Below are 22,968 nucleotides of genomic sequence, written 5' to 3' on the forward strand. Positions count from 1 at the left end.
GTTGATAGGCCGGATCTGGAAGGCGGGTAACCGCTGGAGGTGACCGGTACTAATAGGCCGAGGGCTTGTCCTCAGTTGCTCGCGTCCACTGTGTTAGTTCTGAGACAACGAACAGTTGTCGGCTAGAGCTTGAACCACACAACAGAAAAGTGTGCTTGTTCGCTCGAAACCATTAGGGTTTCGGTGGTCATAGCGTGAGGGAAACGCCCGGTTACATTCCGAACCCGGAAGCTAAGCCTTACAGCGCCGATGGTACTGCAGGGGGGACCCTGTGGGAGAGTAGGACGCCGCCGAACAAATATTGCGAAAACCCCGTGCCATTTGGTGCGGGGTTTTTTGCGTTTAGGCTCGTACCTATGCGCTATGACCTCGTGATCTTCGACAATGACGGTGTTCTCGTCGACAGTGAGCCGATCTCCAACAGGATCCTCGCCGGCTATCTCACCGAGCTGGGGCATCCGACCTCGTACGAGGACTCCATCCGTGACTACATGGGCTCGGCGATGCACCGGATCCATGAGCTGGTCCTGGAGCGGACCGGGCAGCGGTTGCCGGGCGACTTCGACGACCTCTTCCATGCCCGTGTGTTCGCCGCGTTCGAGCGGGAGTTGAAGCCGGTCGGCGGGGCCGTCGACGTACTGGAGAAGCTGGCGGCGGACGGGGTGCCGTACTGCGTGGCCTCGTCCGGGAGTCATGAGCGGATTCGGGTGGGGCATCGGACGACCGGGCTCGACCGGTGGTTCGAGGAGGGGCGGGTCTTCTCCTCGCAGGACGTGGGGCGGGGGAAGCCCGCGCCGGATCTGTTCCTGTACGCGGCCGAGCGGATGGGTGTCGTACCGGAGAGGTGTGTGGTTGTGGAGGACAGTCCGCTGGGGGTGGAGGCTGCGATCGCGGCCGGGATGGATGTCTATGGGTTCACCGCCATGACGCCTGCTGAGCGGCTTGCCGGGGCCACGGAACTCTTCGGTGACATGCGGGAGTTGGTTGACCTGCTCGTCTGACATTTGTCATGCCGAGGTCCGGACGATCGTTTCTACTGGCGGTGGGGGCGTCGGCGGCAGTCTGTGTGCATGACGACGAACACGGGCTCCAAGAAGCAGAACTTCGCGCCGCTCCTCATCGACGTGGCGGTGCCGATCGGGTCGTACTACCTGCTGAAGAGCGGGTTCGGGATGAGCACGGTGGCGGCGCTCGGGTGGAGCAGTGTGGTGCCGGCGGTGCGGACGGTGTGGGGTGTGGTCGCCGAGCGGACGATCAATGCCTTTGCCGCCCTGATCCTCTTCGTGAACGTCGTCGGGCTGCTGCTCAGCCTTGTCGCCGGTGATCCGCGGCTGATGCTCGCCAAGGACAGCGGGGTCAGCAGTGTCATCGGGATCGGGGTCCTGGTGTCGGTGGCGATGGGGCGGCCGATGATGACCGCCGGTATGAAGCCGTTCCTGGTGAAGGGGGACCCGGAGCGGGAGGCCGCTTTCGACCGGCTGTTGGGTGGGTCGGCGGCCTTCCAGCGGGCCGAGCGGCGCTTCTCGCTGGTGTGGGGTGTTGCGCTGCTCGGCGAGTGTGTCGCCCGGGTCGTCGGCGCGTACACGCTGCCGGTGGACACGATGGTCTGGCTGGGTACGGTCGTCATGATCGGCACGATGGCCGTGACCGCGGTCGTCAGCGGTGGTCTCGCGGTCGGGCCGATGGCGGAGATGATCGCCGAGGAGTTGAAGGCCGGGGACGCCCCCGCACCTGCGGTTGTCCCCTCGCTGGTCGCCGCTCGGTAAAGGTGAGAGAACTTCATCTTTGGCTGGATCTACCCACGAGTACGTTCGGGGCCCTACGCTCGCCGCCATGACAGATGTGCTGCGGCGCGGTAGGGCCTCGTTGGCGTTCAGCTTCTTCGCTCAGGGCGCCACCTTCGCGCTGCTCGTGACACGGATCCCGGCGATCCAGGACCGGTACGGGGTCTCGGACGGGCTGCTGCCCGTCTTCCTGGCCGCCGTACCGATCCTCGCCGGGGTCGGGAGCGTCACGACCGAGCAGTTGGTGAAGCGAATACGGCCCAGCGTGCTGCTGCGCTGGTCCCAGCCCGTCGTGCTCCTGGCGCTGCTCGGGGTCGGGGCCGGGGACAACATGGCCGAACTGGCCGTCGCGCTCGGCGTGTTCGGGCTCGCGGTGGGTGCGCTGGACGCCTCGATGAACATGCTCGGGGTGAGTCTGCAGCGGACGTACGGGCGGAGCATCATGCTCAGCTTCCATGCCGCGTACAGCCTGGGCGGGATCATGGGGGCCTCGCTGGCGTGGGCGGGGGCGCACTGGCATCTGGCGTTGTGGGTGTCGTATCTGCCCGTGGTGGCGGTGTTGCTGCCGGCGGCCCTCGTGGGGAGTCGGTGGTACGTCGACGGCAGTGGGACGGGCGCGGAAGGCGAGGGGGCCGAAGCCGGGCCGTTGGTCTTCAAGTTGCTGCTGCCGCTGTGTCTGGTGATGACCTTCGCCTATATCGGGGACTCGACGGTCTCCAACTGGAGCGCGAAGTATCTGAAGGACGTGCTGGGCAGTTCGGAGCAGGTGGCGACCGTTCCGTACAACGTCTACATGGTGATGTGCCTGGTCGGGCGGGGGATCGGGGACCTCGGGGTGCGGCGGTTCGGGGCCGTGGCCGTCGTACGGCTGGGGGCGGTGGTGGCCGCGCTGGGGTTCGCGGTGGTGGCCGTGGCGCCCGGGGCCTGGGTCGGGATGCTCGGGTTCACGCTGGTGGGGCTCGGGCTGTGTGTGCTGGTGCCGCAGACCTTCGCGGCGGCCGGGCGGTTGTTCCCGGGGGCCTCCGATACGGCGATCGCGCGGCTGAACGTCTTCAACTACGTCGGGTTCCTGATCGGTTCGCCGTTGGTGGGGGCGTTGGGCGACGCGTGGAGTTACCGCTGGGCGATGCTCGTGCCGATGGTGTTGGTGCTGGTGACGTTGGTGTACGCCCACTCGTTCGCGCCGCAGGCGGACCGATACGGTGACGGGCATGAGCGGGCGCGCACAGCTGATGTGGGACGAGGCAGTAACGGGCTATGACTTCGGTCCGGACCATCCGATGGATCCGGTCCGGCTGGCCCTGACCCGGAGCCTCGTCGATGCCTTCGGGCTCGACAAGGACGTGGATGTCGTGGCGGCGAAGCCCGCCGGTGACTCGACGTTGCGGCTCGTCCACCGGGAGGACTACGTCGAGGCGGTGAAGGCCGCTTCGGCCGATCCGGAGTCGGCGGACGGGGCGTATGGGCTGGGGACGATGGATGATCCCGCCTTCGCCGGGATGCACGAGGTGTCCGCGCTGATTGCGGGGCAATCAGTCGGGGCGGCCGAGGCCGTGTGGCGTGGGGACGCGTTGCACGCCGTGAACTTCGCCGGTGGGCTGCATCACGCGATGCCGGGGGCGGCTTCCGGGTTCTGCATCTACAACGACGCCTCGCTGGCCATCGCTCGGTTGCTGGAGCTGGGGGCCGAGCGGGTCGCGTACGTCGATGTCGACGTGCATCACGGGGACGGGGTCCAGGCGGCGTTCTGGGAGGACCCCCGGGTGCTGACGATCTCGCTGCACGAGCATCCGCGGACGTTGTTCCCGCAGACCGGGTGGCCGGAGGAGACCGGGGCCGCGAGTGCGGAGGGCTCCGCGGTGAACGTGGCGCTGCCGGCCGGGACCGGGGACGCGGGGTGGTTGCGGGCCTTCCACTCCGTCGTACCGGAGTTGATCGCGGACTTCCGGCCGCAGGTGCTGGTGACGCAGCACGGGGCCGATACGCACTTCGAGGATCCGCTCGCGCATCTCGCGGTGTCGTTGGACGCGCAGCGGGCCGTGCAGGTGGCGTGTCATGAGCTGGCGCACGAGTACGCGGACGGGAAGTGGGTCGCGCTCGGCGGGGGCGGTTATGCCGTGGTGGAGGTGGTGCCGCGGTCGTGGACGCATCTTGTCGCGATCGCCGCGGGGCGGGAGATCGAGCCCGAGGCGGTGATCCCGGAGGGGTGGCGGCAGGAAGTGTTCGCACGGACGCGGCAGTTGGGGCCGCAGCGGATGACGGATGGGCGGTGGCCGGTGGGCTATGCCTCCTGGGAGGCGGGCTATGACCCTGCCGACCGCCTCGATCAGGCGATCGTGGCGGCTCGGCGGGCCGTGTTCCCGCTGCGGGGGCTGCTGGCGTAGGCCCGGGTTTCGGTCTGGGGGCTCCGCCCCCAGACCCCCGATCGGCCCTGAACGGGCCTCGTCCTCAAACGCCGGACGGGCTGGTTTTTGCCGGCCGATGTCGAGAAGTGCCTCAGCCGCAGTGGCCCGAGTCGCCGCCCTTGGCCGTGCCGATGACGCCGTACCAGACGGCGCACTGGCCGCGGGCGGGCATGTAGACGGGGCCGGCGTAGGACGTGTACTGGCCGCTGTCGACGACCGGGGTGCTCTCGTGGCCGACGCTGACGTTGAGTTCGACGGCCATGAAGATCTTGGCGCCCGGGGCGTTGCGGATGGTCACGGCGCAGTTCTTGCCGGTCGACTCGTTCCAGGTCAGGAAGACCTTGCCGACGTTGCCGACGGGCGTGGAGTCGATGACCTTGTAGCCGGTGCCGCAGGCGCCGTTGTAGGTGGCGGTGGCCGCGGCTGCCTTGGTGGTGGTGGCCGCCGAGGCCGGGGCGGTGGCGGCGATCGTGCCGCCGAGGGCCAGGGTGGCGAGTGCCGCGGCGGTCGTGGTGCGGCGGGACAGGTTCAGCTTCATGGTGTTCCCCCAGTTGGTGTGATCGTCAACTCGCTTGGGACGGTTGGTCGTTCCGTCCACACGAGGTGAGACCCGGGAAGTCGTACGGCAGTTGTGGTTGTTTGTGTCACTGTTCTGTCACCGGGACTACGCCAACGGTGCGGTGTTTCCGGCGTTCCCGCCGTGCCCCCACCCGCCGTCCGTCACCATCGCTCCCGTGTTGACCACCGGCGCGCTCCGCGCCCATCTGCTGGCCGCCCGGCTGGCCGGACCCGTGGCGACCTCGCGGGAGGAGAGCCTGCGGAGCTATCGGGCCTTCGCCGCCCGGGACCCCCGGGTGCTGATCGGACTCGATCCCGAATGGACATGGGGACAGCGGGACTTGATCGGTCTGATGGCGGACAAGTGTGGGGTTTCGGCCGACCCTGAGCACGTTTCCGGGCATGATGTGATCGACCCGGAGCGGACCCTGACCGCTCTGGATGCCTTCGCCGACCGGTTGGCGGCGGTCGCGCAGCGCGGCGGGACCGTGCTCCTCGGCACCGGGCATCCACATCGGCTGCTCGGGTTCTACGCCGCCTTGGCGGACGCGCTGTCGGCGGCGGGATGTACTGTCCTCACCCCGGCGCATGGTCGCTGTGTCGACATAACGACCCGGTTCGGTCTACGCACCTACAACCTTGCCTACGTACGAGGAGTCGCTCTCGTCCGCGATCCGGGCCCCGAACGCCCCGGTTGTGAGCCCGGCGCACACACGCACTCACCGCTCCCGGTTCGTACCGTGCTGGGTGCGGCGGCGGAGGCCGGCGGGGTGCTTCCGGAGCTGGTGATCGGAGACCACGGATGGGTCTGCGGAGCAGGTCAGCTGGGGTTTGAGGCCATTGGGCTGGCGGATACGGATGACCCCGCGCTCTTTGTGGGGGAGGCCGAGGGGTCGGTGTCCGTGGTAGTTCCACTTGATGACGGTGTGCGGTCCGATTACTACCGCCCGCTTACCCGCTACGTACTCAATCGAGCGTGTCTGTCACAGTAGGCCGCCGATGGGTGCACCTCTTCCCCACTCGCATCACCCGCCCCTACATTGGGGAGTGAGCACGCAACGACGAAGAGTCATCGGAAGGGGAAGCCGGTGACCGTCGAGTGCGGAAGGTTCAGGTGTGTCATGGCTGCTGGCGAGAGGCCTCTGAACGAGGTTCAGTTCCTTACCGTGGCGGAGGTCGCCTCGGTGATGCGAGTGTCGAAGATGACCGTGTACCGGTTGGTGCACAGCGGTCATCTGCCCGCTATCCGGGTGGGGCGGTCCTTCCGCGTCCCCGAGCAAGCGGTACACGAGTACCTTCGCGAGAGTTATGTGGGGGTGGAGACAGCCTGAGGTGAACCCTCGATTACGACCTCAGCGCTCGGACGGGTAGGCTGGCCCCTTGTAGGTCGTATGGGCCCATGATGCCCAGCACCGAGTGATGAGAAGTGAGCGAGGGTAGTCGTGGGCTCTGTTATCAAGAAGCGGCGCAAGCGGATGGCTAAGAAGAAGCACCGCAAGCTGCTGAAGCGCACGCGCGTTCAGCGTCGTAACAAGAAGTAGACGACGCGACGCAGCGAGAGCGTCTCCTGTGGCCCCCCACCGAATGCGGTGGGGGGCCACAGTCATGTCGGCGGCCGTGCCCGCGGCTGTGTCCGCGTCATGTGCCGAATGTGGGTACTCGTGATGTCGGGCGTCAGGCGGTCATCACAGCGCAACACCGACCCGCTAGGTTGGCCGCACACGGGTAACACAAAAGGAAGGCGCTGATCTTGGGGAAGGTCGTGCTCGTGACCGGAGTGGCCCGTCAGTTGGGGGGCCGGTTCGTACGACGGATCCAGCGTGACCCGGAGGTCGACCGGGTGATCGCCGTGGACGCGGTCCCGCCCGGGCATCATCTGGGGGGCGCGGAGTTCATCCAGGCCGACATCCGGCAGCCCACCATCGCGCGCGTGCTCGCCGAGTCGGGCGCCGACACGGTCGTGCACATGGACGTGACGGGCACCGCGCTGGGCAGCGGCAGCCGGACCACGGTCAAGGAGACCAACGTCATCGGCACCATGCAGCTCCTCGGTGCCTGCCAGAAGTCGCCGGTCGTGAAGCGGCTGGTGGTGAAGTCCAGCACCAATGTCTATGGGTCCGCGCCGCGCGACCCGGCCGTCTTCACCGAGACGACCCCGCCGAAGTCCCTGCCCAGCGGCGGCTTCGCCAAGGACACCGTCGAGGTCGAGGGCTATGTGCGCGGCTTCGCCCGCCGCCGCCCCGACGTCGCCGTGTGCGTGCTGCGGTTCGCCAACATCCTTGGTCCTACGGCGGATTCGCCGCTCGCGTCGTACTTCTCGCTGCCGGTCCTGCCGACCGTGTTCGGCTACGACCCGCGGCTGCAGTTCGTGCACGAGGACGACATGATCGAGGTGCTGCGGATCGCCTCGCACGAACCGGAGCGGGGGACGCTCAACAGCGGCACCTTCAACATCGCCGGGGACGGCGTCCTGTTGCTCTCCCAGTGCTCCCGGCGCCTGGGCCGCCCGACCGTGCCGCTGCTGCTGCCGGCGGTCACCTGGGCCGGTTCTCTGGTGCGGACGCTGGGGATGACGGACTTCTCCCCCGAACAGATCCGGTTGCTCACCCACGGCCGGGTCGTGTCGACGGTCCAGATGCGCGAGACGCTGGGGTACCGGCCGAAGTACACGACCGCCGAGACCTTCGCGGACTTCGCGCGCGGCCAGGGCCCGGGGCTGCTGCCGCCCGAGGTCGTCGCGGGGGCCGTCGACCGGATCGCCGCGCTGTCCCGACCGGGCAGTGGCCACACCCCGACGCCGAGCGCCAACTGAGGAGCGCATCAACGATGGCGGATGCCAAGGTCATTCCGTTCGACGACGACCGGTCCCGTGCGAACGCCGTGCAGCGGCCGCAGCGGCGCCGGAGCACGGGGAGCCGGCGCAAGAACGGCGAGCCCGCGCTGGTCCGTGAGGTCCAGCCCCTGCCCGGACTGGACCTCACGCAGGATGATGTTCTTGTGACGCGCGAGGAACAAGAGCCGGAGCGGGCGCCGGACGACGAGGCCGGCCAGGGTGTTCAGAGTGTCCAGGGCGGCCTGGAGCGCCGTATCGCCCACGGCCTGTCGTTCCTGCGCCGCCGGCTGACCGGGGACTACGAGGTCGACGACTTCGGCTACGACGAGGAGCTGACCGACCAGGTCCTGATGTCGGTGCTGCGCCCGCTGTACGAGAAGTACTTCCGGGTCGAGGTCAAGGGCATCGAGAACATCCCGGCCGAGGGCGGGGCGCTGATCGTCGCGAACCACTCCGGGACGCTGCCGCTGGACGGCCTGATGATGCAGGTCGCCGTGCACGACAACCACCCCGCCGGCCGCCACCTCCGGCTGCTCGCGGCGGACCTGGTGTTCATGCTGCCGGTCGCCAACGAGCTGGCCCGCAAGGCCGGTCACACCCTCGCCTGCGCGGAGGACGCCGAGCGGCTGCTGGGGCGCGGTGAGCTGGTCGGTGTGATGCCGGAGGGCTTCAAGGGCATCGGCAAGCCGTTCAGCGAGCGCTACAAGCTGCAGCGCTTCGGCCGGGGCGGGTTCGTCTCGACGGCCCTGCGGCAGGGCGCGCCGATCATCCCGTGCTCGATCGTGGGCGCGGAGGAGATCTACCCGATGATCGGCAACTCGAAGACGCTGGCCCGGGTCCTGGGCTTCCCGTACTTCCCGATCACCCCCACGTTCCCGTGGCTGGGCCCGCTCGGCGCGATCCCCCTCCCCACGAAGTGGACGATCCAGTTCGGCGAGCCGATCCCGACGGACGGCTACCCGCCGGAGGCGGCCGAGGACCCGATGCTGATGTTCAACCTCACGGACCAGGTGCGGGAACAGATCCAGCACACGCTGTACAAACTGCTGGTGCAGCGGAGGTCCGTGTTCTTCTGAGGTCGACTTCGCGCGGCCTTCGTCTGAGAAACCTGACATGCACCTGTGGGGCTACGGAGAAGATCCCGTAGCCCCACAGGCATGTGGTGATCGCCTAGTTCGCGTCCTCGCCGTCGATGCCCAGGCCCGGCAGCAGGCCCGGGAGCAGGGGCGGGAGGGTGACGTCCGGTTCGGGGATCGTCGGCTTGGTGGTGGACGGGGACGCCGTGCCGGAGGACTTCGGAGGGTCCAGGAGGCCGCCCGTGTTGCCGCCGAGGAGGCCGTCGCCGGTGGTGGCGGACTCGGTCGGGGTGGTGGAGTGGCTGTTCTCGGCCGAGCCGTCCGTGGTGCTCGGGCTCGTCGAGCGGTGGGAGCCGGCCGAGCCCCCGGTGGACGGCGTATCGGGGGCGCGGTGTCGGCCCGTGCCGCCGGTCGACCTGGCCGGGGGCTGGGGGAGCAGCGACTGGAGCGGGGCGACCTCTTCGTCTATGGCGTCGAAGACCGAGGAGACCTGGTCGCTGACGTCGCCGAGCTGGACGGGCAGGCGGTCGCGGAGCGCGCCCCAGGCCTCGCGGTGCGAGCGGGAGAACGCGGAGAGGGCCTGGATGGGGCCCAGGGAGTTCGGGTCCTGCTCGTACGCCTCGTGCAGCAGGCGGTGGCCCTCGGACGCGTCGTGCGTCATCCCGGACAGCGTGCGGCGGATCTCGCCGAGCTGCTCGTGGTCGAGGTGGCCGCTGCGGTCCCGCTCGATCAGCCGGCGTGCCTCGCTCAGGCGGTTGGACGCCTGGTCGAGGTAGGCCACACCGCGCTGGTCGTCGCCGTCGGACAGGTAGTTGAGCTTGAAGTCCTCGATGCCGCGCTTCAGGCCGTAGAGCGAGTCACCGGGCAGGGCGCCCGAGCTGGCCGCGGCCACTCCGCCGAAGGCACCTGCGGCCACCCCGACGCTCAGTCCGCCGGCCGCGAGGCCCTTGGTGAGCCGGGTGCGGGGTCGCAGCTTGCCCAGGCCGGTGGCCCGGTGCGTGCCCCGGGACCGGTGCGAACGCTGCTCCGGTACCGAAGGTTCCGGTGCCTCGCCCCCTTGCAGCATGGCCTCGAACGCGGCGACCAACTGGGCCCGCTGGACGACCTTGACCTCGGGGTCCAGCACGGGTTTGGGCAGCTCGCCGAGACCGGTGGCGAAGGCCAGCATGCGGCCCTGCTCGGTCTGTTCCGCAGCAGCCGGGGCCGGGGCCGGTCCTTCGGACTGCTCGGCCGCCGTACCCCGGTCGGACTGCTCCTCTTCCAGGGCCTGGGCGAAGGCGTTCGCCCGCCGGTGCGCCGATACGTTCGCGATCACTGGCGGCACCTCCTCTCGTCATGACGGTCGACTCCCCAGGGGGTCCTGAGGGTTGCACAGCCTGACCGCATCCACACGATCGAGTGATCGGAGAGAGTCAGGACGTGACCACAGGGAGCCTGTATCCCGCACAACGAGCGGCGCGGCACTTGGGTTACGGACGACGGATGATCCGACCGCGAACTCAACGGACTTTCACTGAGCGCGAGTTGGGCGCTACCGAGCGTATGCCGTCAGCGGGCGTCGTCCGGGAGAAGCCGGGCGAGAGTGCGCACGGCCCGGTACTGCAGGGTCTTGATCGCGCCCTCGTTCTTGCCCATCACCCGGGCGGTCTCCGCGACGGAGAGGCCCTGGAGGAAGCGGAGCGTGACGCACTCCTGCTGCTGGGGGTTGAGCCGTCGTACGGCGTCGAGGAGGGCGGCGTTCGACAGGGACTCCAGGACGGAGTCCTCGGGGGAGCGCTCGACCTCGTTGGCGTCGAGCATCTCGCCGGTGGTCACTTCCAGCCGGAAGCGGCTCGACTTGAAGTGGTCCGCCACGAGGTTGCGGGCGATGGTCACCAGCCAGGCGCCGAAGTCGCGCCCCTGATAGGTGAATGTGCCGATGCGGCGCAGGGCGCGCAGAAAGGTCTCGCTGGTGAGGTCCTCGGCGGTGGCTTTGCCTCCCACTCGGTAGTAGATGTACCGGTACACAGTGTCGCTGTACTGGTCGTAGAGGCGGCCGAAGGCGTCGGCTTCGCCGGCCTGGGCACGCTCCACGAGGTCCATCATCCGGGCGCTGTCGCTGTCAGCGGCCGGACGTCGTGCGGTGGCGGCGCCGGCCGAGCGCCCTCGTCTGCCAACAGCCGCGCCGCCGTCGGCCAGTGCGTAGCACGGACCGACGGGTGCGGTGGTGGCGAAGGCGGCGGGGACGGCGTACGCGGTGGGGACGAAGCCGCGCAACAGGTCTTGGACCGTTGCGCGCAGCGTAGCCAGGCCCGAGGCGTCAACCCCGACGTGTGGGTACACGGGACTCCCAGAGGCAGAGCTTCCATCACGTGCAGTACCGGAACATTCACCCGTCGTAGCGACGGAGGGGTACCGGATTGCGTCTGAGGAGAATAACGCTTCGTACAGGCGCTGCTACACCCAGTTGCTCAAATCATCGATTACGTCGCTTCTGTAACCGGTTGACGCCCGATCAAGTACCGCAGAGTGACCGGTTGTTGATCAGAACAGTCCGAATTCAGTCAGGGACCGGGGCGTGTTGTGGCCGTGTGCAGCCAACGTGACTGGACAGCGGGTTACGCGGGTACGAACCGTGGATTGGCTGTGTTTACCGCGTCACCGGCGTCGGCGGTGCAATGCGATCGCCGCGGCCGTGCCGCCGGCCACCGCGCCCACGCCGGCCGCGGCCGGGATGCCGACCTTGGCCGCCCTGCGGGCCGTGCGGTAGTCGCGCAGCCGCCAGTCCAACTCCCGCGCGTGCTTGCGCAGCTTGGAGTCCGGGTTGATGGCGTAGGGGTGCCCGACCAGCGACAGCATGGGGATGTCGTTGTGCGAGTCGCTGTAGGCGGCGCAGCGGGACAGGTCCAGGCCCTCCGCCGCCGCCAACGCCCGTACCGCCTCCGCCTTCGCGGGGCCGTGCAGGGGTTCGCCCACCAACTTGCCGGTGTAGACGCCGTCGACGGACTCGGCGACCGTGCCGAGCGCGCCGGTGAGGCCGAGGCGGCGGGCGATCACATTGGCGATCTCCACCGGGGCCGCCGTGACGAGCCACACCTTCTGGCCCGCGGCGAGGTGCGCCTCGGCGAGGGCGCGGGTGCCCGGCCAGATGCGCTCGGCCATGTACTCGTCGTAGATCTCCTCGCCGATCGACTGGAGTTCGGCGACGCGGTGGCCCTTGACGATGGACAGCGCGGAGTCGCGCGCGTCCTGCATGTGCTCGGGGTCCTCGGAGCCGGCGAGCCTGAACCAGGCCTGCTGCCAGGCGAACTTGGCGAGGTCGCGGGTCTCGAAGAACTTCCGCTTGTACAGGCCCCGGCCGAAGTGGAAGATCGACGCGCCCTGCATGACGGTGTTGTCGAGGTCGAAGAAGGCGGCCGCTCTGTCGTCGCCGAGGACGGGGAACTCGGGCTCCTGCGCCTCTTCCGTGCGGGCGTCCTGTATGTCCTGGACGTCCTGCGACGACTTGCGCGCTGCCTCCGCAGAGGCCTCGCCTGCCAACACGCTCCGCGCCGTGGCGGAGCGCCTACGGGGAGTGAGCCATCCGAGAGCGGCCATGTCGTGAGCATAGCCAGTCTGTTCGGTGGTTCCGGAGCCGCCAGGTACGGAGGCTGTGAACTCTCCGCGACCGGGCCGTTAAAGAAGTCCTCGGACGGCGTGAGAATGGTCTGCATGAGTCATCTCGTCACCCTCATCGGGAAGCCCGGCTGTCATCTGTGCGAGGACGCGCAGCTCGTCGTGGAGAAGGTGTGCGCCGACCTCGGTGTCCCCTGGGAGCAGAAGGACATCACCGAGGACCAGCGGCTCCACGACGAGTACTGGGAGCAGATTCCGGTGGTCCTCGTGGATGGGAAACAGCACACCTTCTGGCGGGTGGACGAGGGGCGCCTGCGCAGGGAACTGACCAAGTAGTTCAACGCGCACCCGAACGTCGCTTAGGATCGACGGCGGTTTGGTCTCGGGGGCGGGAATTACGAGGAGTGTGGCGGTTTTGCCCCCTGGAATGCACCTGGGACGCGTGTGCGTGACCCCGGTCACGTTGGCCGGGCAAAACGGACACCATCTTTGTGCACGCGTTCACAAAGACATAGCCTGCTTTCGACGGGGCGGTCTTGGTACGTGTGACCGCCTACAGCCCCGCTCTACCCGCAGGAGCACCGTGGCAACTGGCCGAACTCACCGACCGGCGACCCGTAGCCGAGGGATTCCCGAGGCCACCGTCGCCCGTCTCCCGCTGTACCTCCGCGCGCTGACCGGACTCTCGGAGCGCTCGGTACCCACGGTCTCCTCCGAGGAGCTCGCGGCCGCCGCGGGGGTCAACTCCGCGAAGCTGCGCAAGGACTTCTCCTATCTCGGCTCCTACGGCACCCGCGGTGTCGGCTACGACGTCGAGTACCTCGTCTACCAGATCTCCCGCGAACTGGGCCTGACCCAGGACTGGCCGGTCGTGATCGTCGGTATCGGAAACCTCGGCGCCGCCCTCGCCAACTACGGCGGGTTCGCCTCCCGAGGCTTCCGGGTGGCCGCCCTCATCGACGCGGACCCGGCGATGGCCGGCAAGCCCGTCGCGGGCATCCCGGTGCAGCACTCGGACGAGCTGGAAAAGATCATCAGCGACAACGGCGTCTCCATCGGCGTCATCGCCACCCCCGCCGGTGCCGCCCAGCCCGTCTGCGACCGGCTGGTGGCCGCCGGGGTCACGTCCATCCTGAACTTCGCGCCGACCGTGCTGACCGTCCCGGACGGTGTCGACGTCCGCAAGGTCGACCTCTCCATCGAGCTGCAGATCCTCGCCTTCCACGAGCAGCGCAAGGCCGGCGAGGAGGCCGCCGCCAACGAAGAGGCGCACCCGGCCGCCGCACGCCGCGGCGACTCCGCCGAGCAGGGACCGGACGGGGACGTCCCCGCCGTGATGCCGGCATGAGTCTCCTCGTCGTCGGGCTGAGCCACCGCAGCGCCCCGGTCAGTCTCCTGGAGCGGGCCACGCTGAACGCGGACGCCCAGATCAAGCTCCTCCAGGACACGGTCGCCGCCGAACCGGCCGCCGAGGCCGCCGTCCTGGCCACCTGCAACCGCATCGAGCTGTACGCCGACGTGGACAAGTTCCACGCGGGCGTCGCCGAGCTGTCCACGCTGCTCGCCCAGCACAGCGGGGTCGGCCTGGAGGAACTCACTCCTTATCTCTACGTGCACTACGAGGACCGGGCCGTCCACCACCTCTTCGCGGTGGCCTGCGGCCTCGACTCGATGGTCGTCGGCGAGGGCCAGATCCTCGGTCAGATCAAGGACGCGCTGGCCAAGGCGCAGGAACTGCACTCCGCCGGGCGGCTGTTGAACGACCTGTTCCAGCAGGCCCTGAGAGTCGGCAAGCGCGCCCACTCCGAGACCGGCATCGACCGCGCCGGCCAGTCCCTGGTCACCTTCGGCCTTCAGCAGCTCTCCTCCGGTACGCCGGTGGAGGCCTGGGCGAAGGGGAAACGCGCCCTGGTCATCGGCGCCGGCTCCATGTCGTCGCTGGCCGCCGCGACCCTCGCCCGCGCCGGGGTCGCCGAGATCGTCGTCGCCAACCGCACGTCCGACCGCGCCGAGCGCCTCGCCCAGATCATCACCGAGAGCCCCGAAACGGACGTGTCCGCCCGCGCGGTACCGATGGAGTCGGTGCCGTTCGAGCTGACACGTGCCGATGTCGCCGTGTCCTGCACGGGCGCCACGGGCCTGGTCCTGACGGCCGACGCGGTCGCGCAGGCCGTCGAGGGCCGGGTGCCGCTGGACGCGGCGGCCGACCGCACGGCCGCGCCGGACGAGGTACGCGAAGACCTTCCGCCGACCTCCGTCGGGGCCGAGGACGGCTGTCCGCTGGACCTCTCGGCGGTGCAGGGGGCGACCGGCTTCTCCGTGATGGGGGAGGCCGCCGTGGCCGGCATGGACGCGGCGACGCTGGAGCAGCACGCGGCCTGGGTCGCCGGGGCCACCGTCGACCGGCGCGAGAGTGGCCGCCGTACGCCCGAGGCCGAGGCGGAGCTCATCGCCGAACTCGCCGCCATGGCCGTGACCGTCGGCCGGATCCCCGAGCGGCGTAGGCCCGAGCCCGTCGCGCGGATCCCGCGCCCCGCGCCCGCGCTGTCGCTCCTCGACCTCGCGATGCCGCGGGACGTGGACGCCGCCGTGCACCGGCTGGCCGGGGTGCGGCTCGTGGACATCGAGTCGCTCGCCGAGGCTTCCGCGGATGCTCCGATGGCGGCCGACGTGGACGCGGTCCGGCGTATCGTCTCCGACGAGGTCGCGGCCTTCGGGGCAGCCCAGCGGGCCGCGCACATCACGCCGACCGTGGTCGCCCTGCGCGCCATGGCCGCCGATGTCGTGGCGGGTGAGATCGCCCGGCTCGACGGACGGCTGCCCGGCCTCGACGACAAGCACCGCGCCGAGATCACGCAGACCGTGCGGCGCGTCGTCGACAAGCTGCTGCACGCCCCGACCGTACGGGTCAAGCAGCTCGCGGCCGAGCCAGGCGGCGCCGGGTACGCGGACGCGCTGCGCACCCTGTTCGACCTCGACCAGGAGACGGTGGCCTCCGTCTCCAGGGCCCAACAAGACTCTGAGAACGAGAACAGCAAGAACCGAGGGCCAGCATGAGTAACAAGGCACTGAGGCTCGGGACCAGGCGGAGCAGACTCGCCCTGGCCCAGTCCGGGTTGGTGGCGGACGCCGTGAGCCAGGTGACCGGACGGCCCGTCGAGCTCGTCGAGATCACCACCTACGGCGACACCTCCCGCGAACACCTCGCGCAGATCGGCGGCACCGGGGTCTTCGTGACCGCGCTGCGTGAGGCGCTGCTCGGCGGTGAGGTCGACTTCGCGGTTCATTCGCTCAAGGACCTGCCGACCACGCAGCCCGACGAGCTGGTGCTCGCCGCCGTTCCGGAGCGCGAGGACCCGCGGGACGTGCTCGTCGCGAGGGACGCCCTGAAGTTCACCGACCTGCCCCGCGGGGCGCGCATCGGTACGGGATCCCCGCGCCGCACGGCCCAGTTGAACGCGTACGCGCGCGGCCACGGCCTCGACATCGAGACGGTCCCGATCCGCGGGAACGTCGACACCCGGATCGGCTTCGTGCGGGACGGTGAGCTGGACGCCGTCGTCCTCGCCGCCGCCGGACTGAGCCGGATCGGCCGGATCGACGAGGTGACCGACTTCCTGTCGGTCGACACGGTTTTGCCCGCCCCCGGCCAGGGGGCCCTGGCGATCGAATGTGCCGCGGACAACGCGGACCTGATCGCCGCGCTCGGCGAGCTCGACGACCCGTTCACACGGATCGCCGTGACCGCCGAACGGTCCCTGCTCGCCGCCCTGGAAGCCGGCTGCTCCGCCCCTGTGGGCGCGCTGGCCGACTTGCTGGCCGACGGGCAGATTGTCAAGGAAATGCGCCTGCGCGGGATAGTCGGCACGACCGACGGATCGCGTACGGTGCAGCTGTCCACCACCGGTCCCGTGCCCGAGACGCATGACCAAGCACTGGCGCTCGGTCGCGAACTCGCCGCCGAGATGCTTGCCCAGGGCGCGGCCGGTCTCATGGGGGAGCAAGCCAAGTGAGCCCCACCACTCTTCCCGCCGCTGGTCCGGAACACGGGCACGTCACCTTCCTGGGTGCCGGACCCGGAGATCCGGGACTGCTCACACTGCGCGCCGTGGAGGCGCTGGCGAACGCGGACGTTCTCGTCGCCGAGCACGAGGTGCTCGACGTCGTACGTGCGCACGCCCGATCGGGCGTGGCCGTCGTGCATCCGGATCCGGGTCCTTCTTCGGACGCGTTCCCGGGCACAGGCACGCCTCAACTAACGGTTGTTGACGGCGTGTCAACAACCGTTGGCCTACCCGCTGTACGGGATGCGGCACATCTTGTCATGGAGGCCGCGCGGGGCGGCAGGCGGGTCGTACGTGCGGTGTCCGGGGACCCCGGACTAGATACGTACGCCGCCGAGGAAATGCTCGCCTGCGCCCGCGCCGGTGTGCCGTTCGAGGTCGTCCCCGGTGTCGCGGCGGCCGTCGGCGTGCCCGCGTACGCCGGTGTCCCGCTGCGGGACGCGCAGGGTGCGGACGTCCGGTTCGTGGACGCCCGTACCGCCTCGGACCGCTGCTGGACCGAGGTCGGCGCGTCCGACGGCACGGTCGTCGTGTCCACCTCGCTGGACTCGGTCGCCGCGGCGGCCGGTGAGCTGGTGGCCGCGGGCCGCAAGCCCGATACTCCGATGGCAGTCACGGTGGCCGGCACGACCACCCGCCAGCGCACCTGGTCCGCGACGCTCGGCACCATCGCGCAGACGCTGAAGCAGGCGAAGGTGCTGCCGTCCCCGGACGGTGGCCGGCCGGTGATAGCCGTGGTCGGTGAGCGTTCCGCCGCCGCCCAGCGCGACCAGTTGTCGTGGTTCGAGTCCAAGCCGCTGTTCGGCTGGAGGGTCCTCGTCCCGCGCACGAAGGAGCAGGCGGCCTCGCTCTCCGACCAACTGCGGTCCTACGGCGCCGTACCGCACGAGGTGCCGACGATCGCCGTCGAACCCCCGCGCACGCCCCAGCAGATGGAGCGCGCGGTCAAGGGGCTCGTCACGGGCCGCTACGAGTGGATCGCCTTCACGTCGGTCAACGCGGTCAAGGCCGTCCGCGAGAAGTTCGAGGAGTACGGGCTCGACGCGCGTGCCTTCGCGGGCATCAAGGTCGCCGCCGTGGGCGAGCAGACCGCCAACGCGCTGATCGCCTTCGGCGTGAAGCCGGACCTGGTGCCGAGCGGGGAGCAGTCCGCCGCCGGTCTGCTGGAGGACTGGCCGCCGTACGACCCCGTCTTCGACCCGATCGACCGGGTGTTCCTGCCGCGCGCCGACATCGCGACCGAGACCCTTGTCGCCGGGCTGATCGAGCTTGGGTGGGAGGTCGACGACGTCACGGCCTACCGGACCGTGCGGGCCTCACCGCCGCCGGCCGACACCCGGGAGGCGATCAAGGGGGGTGGCTTCGACGCCGTTCTCTTCACGTCGTCGTCCACGGTGCGGAACCTGGTGGGCATCGCCGGGAAGCCGCACAACGTGACCGTGATCGCGTGCATCGGTCCCGCTACGGCGAAGACGGCCGAGGAGCACGGGCTGCGGGTGGATGTGATGGCTCCGGAGCCGTCCGTGCACAAGTTGGCCGAGGCGCTGGCGAACTTCGGGTTGAGGCGCCGTGCTGCGGCGCAGGAGGCGGGAGATCCCGTTACCCGGCCGAGCGAGCGTCGGCCGGGTGCCAGGCGTCGTAGGACGACCTGAGTCCTGGGCTGAAACTGGGGGCTGAGTCTGAGGTGGTCGCGGGGAGGACGCGCGAGTTCTCCCCGCAATTCCGCCCTCCCGCCGCGCCCGGTCACAGCAGGTGCCCGGTGCGGAAGGAGAACCGGGCGACGTACGGAGCCCAGCGCCGGTAGTCGGCCGTTTCGTCCGAAGTGCCGGTCCTGGTGGCGATGTCGGCGGTGACCGATGCGAGGCGGGCCCAGATGTACCGCGGACCTTCGGAGTCGGCGTCTGTCGCCGGGAGTTGGTTCAGGTGTTCAGGGCGTTCACGGCGGAGCAGGGCCGTGAACGCCCCGGGCAGGGCGTCGCCGTGGAGCAGGTCCTCCAGTACCGCCGCCCCCTGGGCGGGATATCCGATGAGTACGGCGAGCAGCAGGATCAGCGGTGCGTGGTCCCCCGAGCGGACGCGCTCGATGTCCGGGCCGCTGAGACACGTGCGCAGCAGACGGTAGGTGTTCACCAGCCGTCTCGCGGTCCGGGGTGTGGAGATGAGGGGCCCGACGGACGTGATCATGTCGTGCTCGGCACGGGTCAGCCGGAGCGCCTCAAGTTTGCGGGCGACGTCCGGATCGGAGTTCTCGACCGCCCAGATCTGCACGGTCCCGTCCTGCGAACCCGTTGCCAGGCGGCGCCCGTTGGGCGAGAAGGCCAGTGCGGTTACGGCCGAGGCGGCCGTCAGCTCGGTGTGGAGGGCGCCGGAGGCGAGGTCCCACACACGGACTCGGGTGTCATCGGAGATGGCGATCAGGTTGGTTGTGCTGAACGCGATCCGCAGGGTGCCCTGCAACTCTGGGAGAGGCTGCACCGGTCTGATCTCTTTCGGTGTGCCGGCCGTGGACCACAGGCCCAGCAGCGTGTGTGTGCCGAGGAGCGCCATTTTCCCGGTCGTCGGGTCGAGTACGACACGCTCGAAGGGATCGGTGATGACGAAGGCATCGGACGACGTGCCGTCGGTGGCACGCAGCCGGATGCCATCGACATCCCCGACCAGTTCCCACGAGTCGTGCCAGGCGAGCAGCGCACCTGGCGTTGTCGGCGCGGTGGTGTCCATTTCGTTGGCGCCCGGCAGGATTCTGTCCCGGACGTGCCCCGCGGCTCCGTCCGCCTCGGACCATGACATGGCGATTTTGGTTCCGCTGTCCGAGAAGATCGCGTTGGCCGCTGCCGGGCGCTCGGTGGAGGCCGGGAGGCTGACGCTGCTCACCGTGTTGCCGCGCGCGTCCGTTGTCAGCGCCACGGTATGCCGCGACTCGCCGGACTCTCCGAACGCGCCGGTGAGCAGCACCCGTCCGTCCGTGGTGATCTCGGCGGTCGCGAGCCGGCCATCGGTGATCTTCTGTGTCAGCGACGGGGCTTCGCGTTGCCGGAGGTCCCGGTGGGTGAGGACGGCCGACGAGCTCACGGACAGGAGCAGCGGGTGATCGTCGCGGAGAGCGACGGCGGCGACTGGGCCGACGACATCCTTGAACTTGTGCAACTCACGAGCGTCGACCCTGCGGGTCTGGGGATCGGCGGCGGGTTCGGGGGTGGCTTCGGGCGCGGCGGTCGGTGCCGTCCGCAGGGGCCCAGGCGCCGTCTGGGCAGTCGGCTCCCGACGCGTCGCGGGTCGCCCGGTGTCGGTGTCCGTGTGCTCGCCGGGGGCATCGGGCAGGAACTCGCCCAGGTCCGCGCCGACCAGGCTGGTGTACCCGTCCTCGGACATGGGCGGCAGGCACAGGGAGATCTGGAAGATCTTCTCCAGGTAGTTCTGTGGAGTGGAGGCCCAGTGCCGGCTGTCCTTTGCCACCGTGGACAGACCGTCGGAACCCAGTACGTCCCGGTAGTGCGTGTGGACCGAGCGCAGCAGCCAGCGCGCGTCCACGCCGACGACCACCACGAACAGCGGGAAGGCGAGCAGGAGTTGGATCGCCTGGAGGACTTCGACGACGCGGTGCGGCGGACATCGGTCGAGGTCGTCGATGTAGAGGACGATGCGTTCGAGGTCGGGTGCGGCAGTGCGGCCGGAATCCGGCGCGGTGAACCGGCGGCTGAGTTCTTCGAGGTCCCGGCGGAGGAGGGCCATCAGGCCTTCGTGCTGCCGGTACTCGTCTGCGGCCAGGCGCTTGAGGGCGAAGGCGCGCAGGCTGGACTCCTGGCGCAACTCCCGGATGCTGTCGTCGATCGACGCGGTCTCCTCCTCGATCCGGGTGATACGGCGTCGTAGGGCCTCCTGCTTGGCGCGCAACGGGATACGACGGTGCTCGTCGACCTGCCGTACCGCGTCCTCGGCCACTCGAAGTGCCCGTCCCAGCCTGGACAGGTACGGCCCGGCGATGGCTGAGGCCCCGACGCAGCAGAGCAGGAAGGGGGCGATGGCGCTGATGCCTGTGCCCAGCAGGTTCCGCAGTACGACGGAGAGCGACGGGCCGCCGACCACGACGAGGACGATCGCCAGCAGCATGAGCAGCCGGACCGACGGCTTGCCCCTGCGGAGCAGCAGCCACAACCTCCGGACGTAGCCCACGGATTCCGTGGCCCGCAGTTCCAGCCTGCCGATCTCCTTGGGGGAGATCCCCGCTTCGGTGAGCGCCGACTTGGTCTGTTTCAGCACCGGTTCCGTGAGGACGTCCTGGACCTGTTTCAGATGGTCGAGGGTGAGGACGTCACGGATGCCGACAGGGTCCTCCTGGGCCAGATCCTGGGCCACCTCGTCGAGTTGGGCCTGCGCTGTCTCCCGTTTGGCCAGCAGTTCCTGGCGCAGCGTCTGGACGGACGGTAGGTCGTGCAGGACTTCGCGCGTAGGGGCGCCACCGAGCGCGAGCCGGTCGAAGATGGCGGATGCCAGGCCGGACCAGAGGTTGGCGTCGAGGTAGTGCCAGGCGTTGAACTGGATCTCGCACACACCACTGCACAGCCCGGAACCGCCCTCCTCCAGGTCGGCCTGGTTCGCCCTGTGCACGAGTTCCTCGACGCGTTTCCGCATCTGGGCCATGAAGAAGGACTTGCCGGTGCCCCAGTCGCCGAAGAGCCCGATCGACAGGGGTGGTCGCACCTCGCGGGCCATGATCAACTGGCAGAGGGTGTCAACCTGTTGGGCTATGCCCAGCCGGTCGGTGCCCTCGGCTACGTCGGCGGTGTAGCCGGCGTGGAGGATGGTCGGCGGGGCCGGGGCTTGAGGTGCGGCCGCGGACTGTGGATCCGGAGATCGGGGTGCGGCAGCCGATACCGAGTCGGGGAGCGACAGCGGGACCAGACCCTCGTCGCCTCCGGTGAACAACCGGATCTCTCCGCCCACCTCGTCGACCGCCAGTGACCAGATGTCCGATCCGTCCGCGAGGGCGGCCACCTTCTCGCCCGTGGCCACGTCCCAGACGCTCACCGGCTCGGTCGGACCTCCGACGGCCACGCAGTGGCCCGGCGCGGAAAGTACGGTCATGGCCCGGATCGGTGTCGAGCGGGCGGGGAGAGTGCGCAGGAGTGTCCCGTCGGACAGGTCCCAGATGCGAAGGGCGCCGTCGTCACCACCGCTGACGATCGCCACGCTGCCCTCGACCCCCAGCGCAGCCAGCCGGTGCACGGGGCCGGAGTGCTCGGACACCCGCCACTTCAGGTCACCTGTGGTCGAGTCCCAGGCCGCCACGTCCCCGTGCGAGCCCGCCGAGACAACGAAGGAGCCGATGGCGACTACCGCGTTGGCGAAACCGTCGTGTGCCCTGGGGATGTGGACCCGGGTACCCCCGTCGATGTCACCGCTCCACAGAGAGCCGTCGTCGGAGACGGACCACACCGCCCAGTGCCCATCCCCGACAACGCAGTCCAGATCGTTGACCTGCGCGGAGTGCGACCAGAGTTCCCTGCGCAACCCCAGGTCGACAGCGGACCGGACCTCTACGGCGCCGCTCCTCCCCGCGCACACCAACAGGTCCTGCAGCGGTACCGGCACCACGGCGAAGACACCGTCTGCGCGGGTATTGGCGGTCAAGGCTCTGGTGCGCGGGTCGAAGACGCGGAGCGACTCGTCGCCGCCGACCGCGATGCGTGGCGTCCCGCGCGTCTCGACAAGGGATGAGACACACCAGACGCGGTCGCCATGACTGGTGGTTGGCGGTGCAGTGTGATCGGGATTCGGAAAGAACCGGAACTCCGAGGCGTCCAGGGTATCTCCCGGGCCGATGACGACCGTCTGGGGAAAGGTCTCCTGAGAGGCGGAGGTAAGTTCGCGCTGGGTTTCTCGGGTGATGTACGAAAACGGCGCATAGGCGAGATCCGGACTCAGGTTGCTGTCTCCGTCGCTGATGGATGCGAGAACACGAGTGATCGCTTGCGTGAAGTTCCCGTTGAATGCCATTTCGCGGCTGTCGGTTCCGGCGATGATCCACGTTCGCTCGTTCGGGGCAGGCCGAGGCAGGTTCGCGTACTCGGTCATGGGGATCGCGGTCCCGCCGTTGCAGATGTCGAGGATGAACAGGGTCTGCGGCCCCTCCGTCATGCCACTGAGGGTGCTGATCCATTCGTTTGCCGAGGCGTACTCTCTCGTGTCGCCATCGCTCCCCATGATGCTCAGGCCGCCGTGGGGTCCTGAACGGCTGTGGCCGAGCACGTGAACCACGAGGAAGTCCTCGGGGCCGCCATCGTGGAACGCTTGCCGAATTTCCTCGTTCATCCGATGGGACGTCGCGTTCACGATGCCCGAACATTCGAAATCGAAGCGGGCGAGTGCTCCGGAGAGGTCCATCGTACGTTTCTCGGCGAACGGAATCGGCGGATATTTTTCGGACCGTTCCGTGCTACCGCTGCTGAAATCCGAACCCGCGATGAGAATCGCCCGTCGTCCCATGAATGTGCAGCCCCCTCCGGGAATCCCCACCCCGTTCGCCTCCGCGCGTCCCGCACAGGCGGTGTCACAGCCTGTCAGCGTCGCAGATGCGCGGCGTCCCCGTCCCGAGGTTCGGGCATCGCCGTCGCCCCGACTGCCCGTCGGCAAAGGTGCCCCCGGGGCGGGCGT

Annotated in this window: 19 protein-coding genes and 1 rRNA gene; 15 read left to right on the forward strand and 5 right to left on the reverse strand. The window is 69.2% G+C overall.

Annotation, left to right across the window (positions count from 1 at the left end; translation table 11 throughout):
- The first annotated feature begins 179 nt into the window (after positions 1-179).
- From rrf to AB0M63_RS00025, 5 genes are all read left to right on the forward strand, one after another.
- Positions 180-296: ribosomal RNA gene (gene rrf, locus AB0M63_RS00005) — 5S ribosomal RNA — on the forward strand.
- A 60-nt stretch (positions 297-356) separates the two neighbouring features.
- On the forward strand, positions 357-1,001 hold the full coding sequence (locus AB0M63_RS00010) for an HAD family hydrolase (protein WP_355923318.1): 645 nt from the start codon (positions 357-359) through the stop codon (positions 999-1,001).
- A gap of 69 nt (positions 1,002-1,070) precedes the next feature.
- A complete protein-coding gene (locus AB0M63_RS00015; protein ID WP_355923320.1) occupies positions 1,071-1,766 on the forward strand; it encodes a VC0807 family protein in 696 nt (231 codons plus the stop codon).
- Between the two features lie 67 nt (positions 1,767-1,833).
- The gene (locus tag AB0M63_RS00020) at positions 1,834-3,045 is read left to right on the forward strand and encodes an MFS transporter (RefSeq protein ID WP_355923322.1); all 1,212 of its coding nucleotides are present in this window, start codon (positions 1,834-1,836) and stop codon (positions 3,043-3,045) included.
- Positions 2,996-4,168 carry an acetoin utilization protein AcuC gene (locus tag AB0M63_RS00025; protein WP_366017807.1) on the forward strand — a complete coding sequence of 391 codons (1,173 nt, stop codon included), beginning with the start codon at positions 2,996-2,998 and terminating at the stop codon, positions 4,166-4,168. Before AB0M63_RS00020 ends, AB0M63_RS00025 begins: the two co-directional genes overlap by 50 nt.
- A gap of 112 nt (positions 4,169-4,280) precedes the next feature.
- Here the strand turns inward: AB0M63_RS00025 and AB0M63_RS00030 are convergent, their stop codons facing one another.
- Positions 4,281-4,727 carry a spore-associated protein A gene (locus tag AB0M63_RS00030; RefSeq protein WP_366017808.1) on the reverse strand — a complete coding sequence of 149 codons (447 nt, stop codon included), beginning with the start codon at positions 4,725-4,727 and terminating at the stop codon, positions 4,281-4,283.
- Positions 4,728-4,923: 196 nt separating this feature from the next.
- Here AB0M63_RS00030 and AB0M63_RS00035 point away from each other — a divergent pair, with 196 nt between their 5' ends.
- The 5 genes from AB0M63_RS00035 (at position 4,924) to AB0M63_RS00055 (ending at position 8,656) form a co-directional block, all read left to right on the forward strand.
- Complete coding sequence (locus AB0M63_RS00035) at positions 4,924-5,739, forward strand: phosphatase (protein ID WP_366017809.1); 816 nt, start codon at positions 4,924-4,926, stop codon at positions 5,737-5,739.
- A gap of 129 nt (positions 5,740-5,868) precedes the next feature.
- Positions 5,869-6,078: a helix-turn-helix domain-containing protein gene (locus tag AB0M63_RS00040; RefSeq protein ID WP_093781815.1), complete on the forward strand. Its 210-nt coding sequence runs from the start codon at positions 5,869-5,871 to the stop codon at positions 6,076-6,078.
- 111 nt (positions 6,079-6,189) lie between these two features.
- Positions 6,190-6,288, forward strand: coding sequence for an AURKAIP1/COX24 domain-containing protein (locus AB0M63_RS00045; RefSeq protein ID WP_003948845.1), 99 nt, complete (start codon positions 6,190-6,192; stop codon positions 6,286-6,288).
- Between the two features lie 209 nt (positions 6,289-6,497).
- Complete coding sequence (locus tag AB0M63_RS00050; RefSeq protein ID WP_366017810.1) at positions 6,498-7,559, forward strand: NAD-dependent epimerase/dehydratase family protein; 1,062 nt, start codon at positions 6,498-6,500, stop codon at positions 7,557-7,559.
- 14 nt (positions 7,560-7,573) lie between these two features.
- Entirely contained in the window at positions 7,574-8,656 is a 1,083-nt protein-coding gene (locus tag AB0M63_RS00055) for a lysophospholipid acyltransferase family protein (RefSeq protein ID WP_366017811.1), read from the forward strand.
- A gap of 94 nt (positions 8,657-8,750) precedes the next feature.
- Here the strand turns inward: AB0M63_RS00055 and AB0M63_RS00060 are convergent, their stop codons facing one another.
- From AB0M63_RS00060 to AB0M63_RS00070, 3 genes are all read right to left on the reverse strand, one after another.
- The gene (locus tag AB0M63_RS00060) at positions 8,751-9,971 is read right to left on the reverse strand and encodes a DUF5667 domain-containing protein (protein WP_366017812.1); all 1,221 of its coding nucleotides are present in this window, start codon (positions 9,969-9,971) and stop codon (positions 8,751-8,753) included.
- Between the two features lie 233 nt (positions 9,972-10,204).
- Positions 10,205-10,978, reverse strand: coding sequence for an ECF subfamily RNA polymerase sigma factor, BldN family (locus AB0M63_RS00065; RefSeq protein ID WP_026151088.1), 774 nt, complete (start codon positions 10,976-10,978; stop codon positions 10,205-10,207).
- Positions 10,979-11,293: 315 nt separating this feature from the next.
- Positions 11,294-12,232, reverse strand: coding sequence for an HAD-IB family hydrolase (locus tag AB0M63_RS00070; RefSeq protein WP_355923337.1), 939 nt, complete (start codon positions 12,230-12,232; stop codon positions 11,294-11,296).
- A gap of 114 nt (positions 12,233-12,346) precedes the next feature.
- Between AB0M63_RS00070 and AB0M63_RS00075 the strand changes: the two genes are divergently transcribed.
- The 5 genes from AB0M63_RS00075 (at position 12,347) to AB0M63_RS00095 (ending at position 17,966) form a co-directional block, all read left to right on the forward strand.
- Entirely contained in the window at positions 12,347-12,586 is a 240-nt protein-coding gene (locus tag AB0M63_RS00075; RefSeq protein ID WP_355923339.1) for a glutaredoxin family protein, read from the forward strand.
- 247 nt (positions 12,587-12,833) lie between these two features.
- Positions 12,834-13,598 carry a redox-sensing transcriptional repressor Rex gene (locus AB0M63_RS00080; protein WP_355923341.1) on the forward strand — a complete coding sequence of 255 codons (765 nt, stop codon included), beginning with the start codon at positions 12,834-12,836 and terminating at the stop codon, positions 13,596-13,598.
- Positions 13,595-15,307: a glutamyl-tRNA reductase gene (locus AB0M63_RS00085; RefSeq protein ID WP_366017813.1), complete on the forward strand. Its 1,713-nt coding sequence runs from the start codon at positions 13,595-13,597 to the stop codon at positions 15,305-15,307. Before AB0M63_RS00080 ends, AB0M63_RS00085 begins: the two co-directional genes overlap by 4 nt.
- The gene (gene hemC, locus AB0M63_RS00090) at positions 15,304-16,263 is read left to right on the forward strand and encodes a hydroxymethylbilane synthase (RefSeq protein ID WP_355923345.1); all 960 of its coding nucleotides are present in this window, start codon (positions 15,304-15,306) and stop codon (positions 16,261-16,263) included. Before AB0M63_RS00085 ends, hemC begins: the two co-directional genes overlap by 4 nt.
- The gene (locus tag AB0M63_RS00095; RefSeq protein WP_366017814.1) at positions 16,260-17,966 is read left to right on the forward strand and encodes a uroporphyrinogen-III synthase; all 1,707 of its coding nucleotides are present in this window, start codon (positions 16,260-16,262) and stop codon (positions 17,964-17,966) included. Before hemC ends, AB0M63_RS00095 begins: the two co-directional genes overlap by 4 nt.
- 91 nt (positions 17,967-18,057) lie before the next feature.
- Here the strand turns inward: AB0M63_RS00095 and AB0M63_RS00100 are convergent, their stop codons facing one another.
- Positions 18,058-21,945 (reverse strand): P-loop NTPase fold protein, encoded by a 3,888-nt coding sequence (locus tag AB0M63_RS00100; RefSeq protein WP_366017815.1) that lies wholly within the window; start codon positions 21,943-21,945, stop codon positions 18,058-18,060.
- Positions 21,946-22,968 lie beyond the last annotated feature (1,023 nt).

Origin of the sequence: Streptomyces sp. NPDC051576 (assembly GCF_040681835.1) — a bacterium.
Lineage (GTDB): Bacteria > Actinomycetota > Actinomycetes > Streptomycetales > Streptomycetaceae > Streptomyces.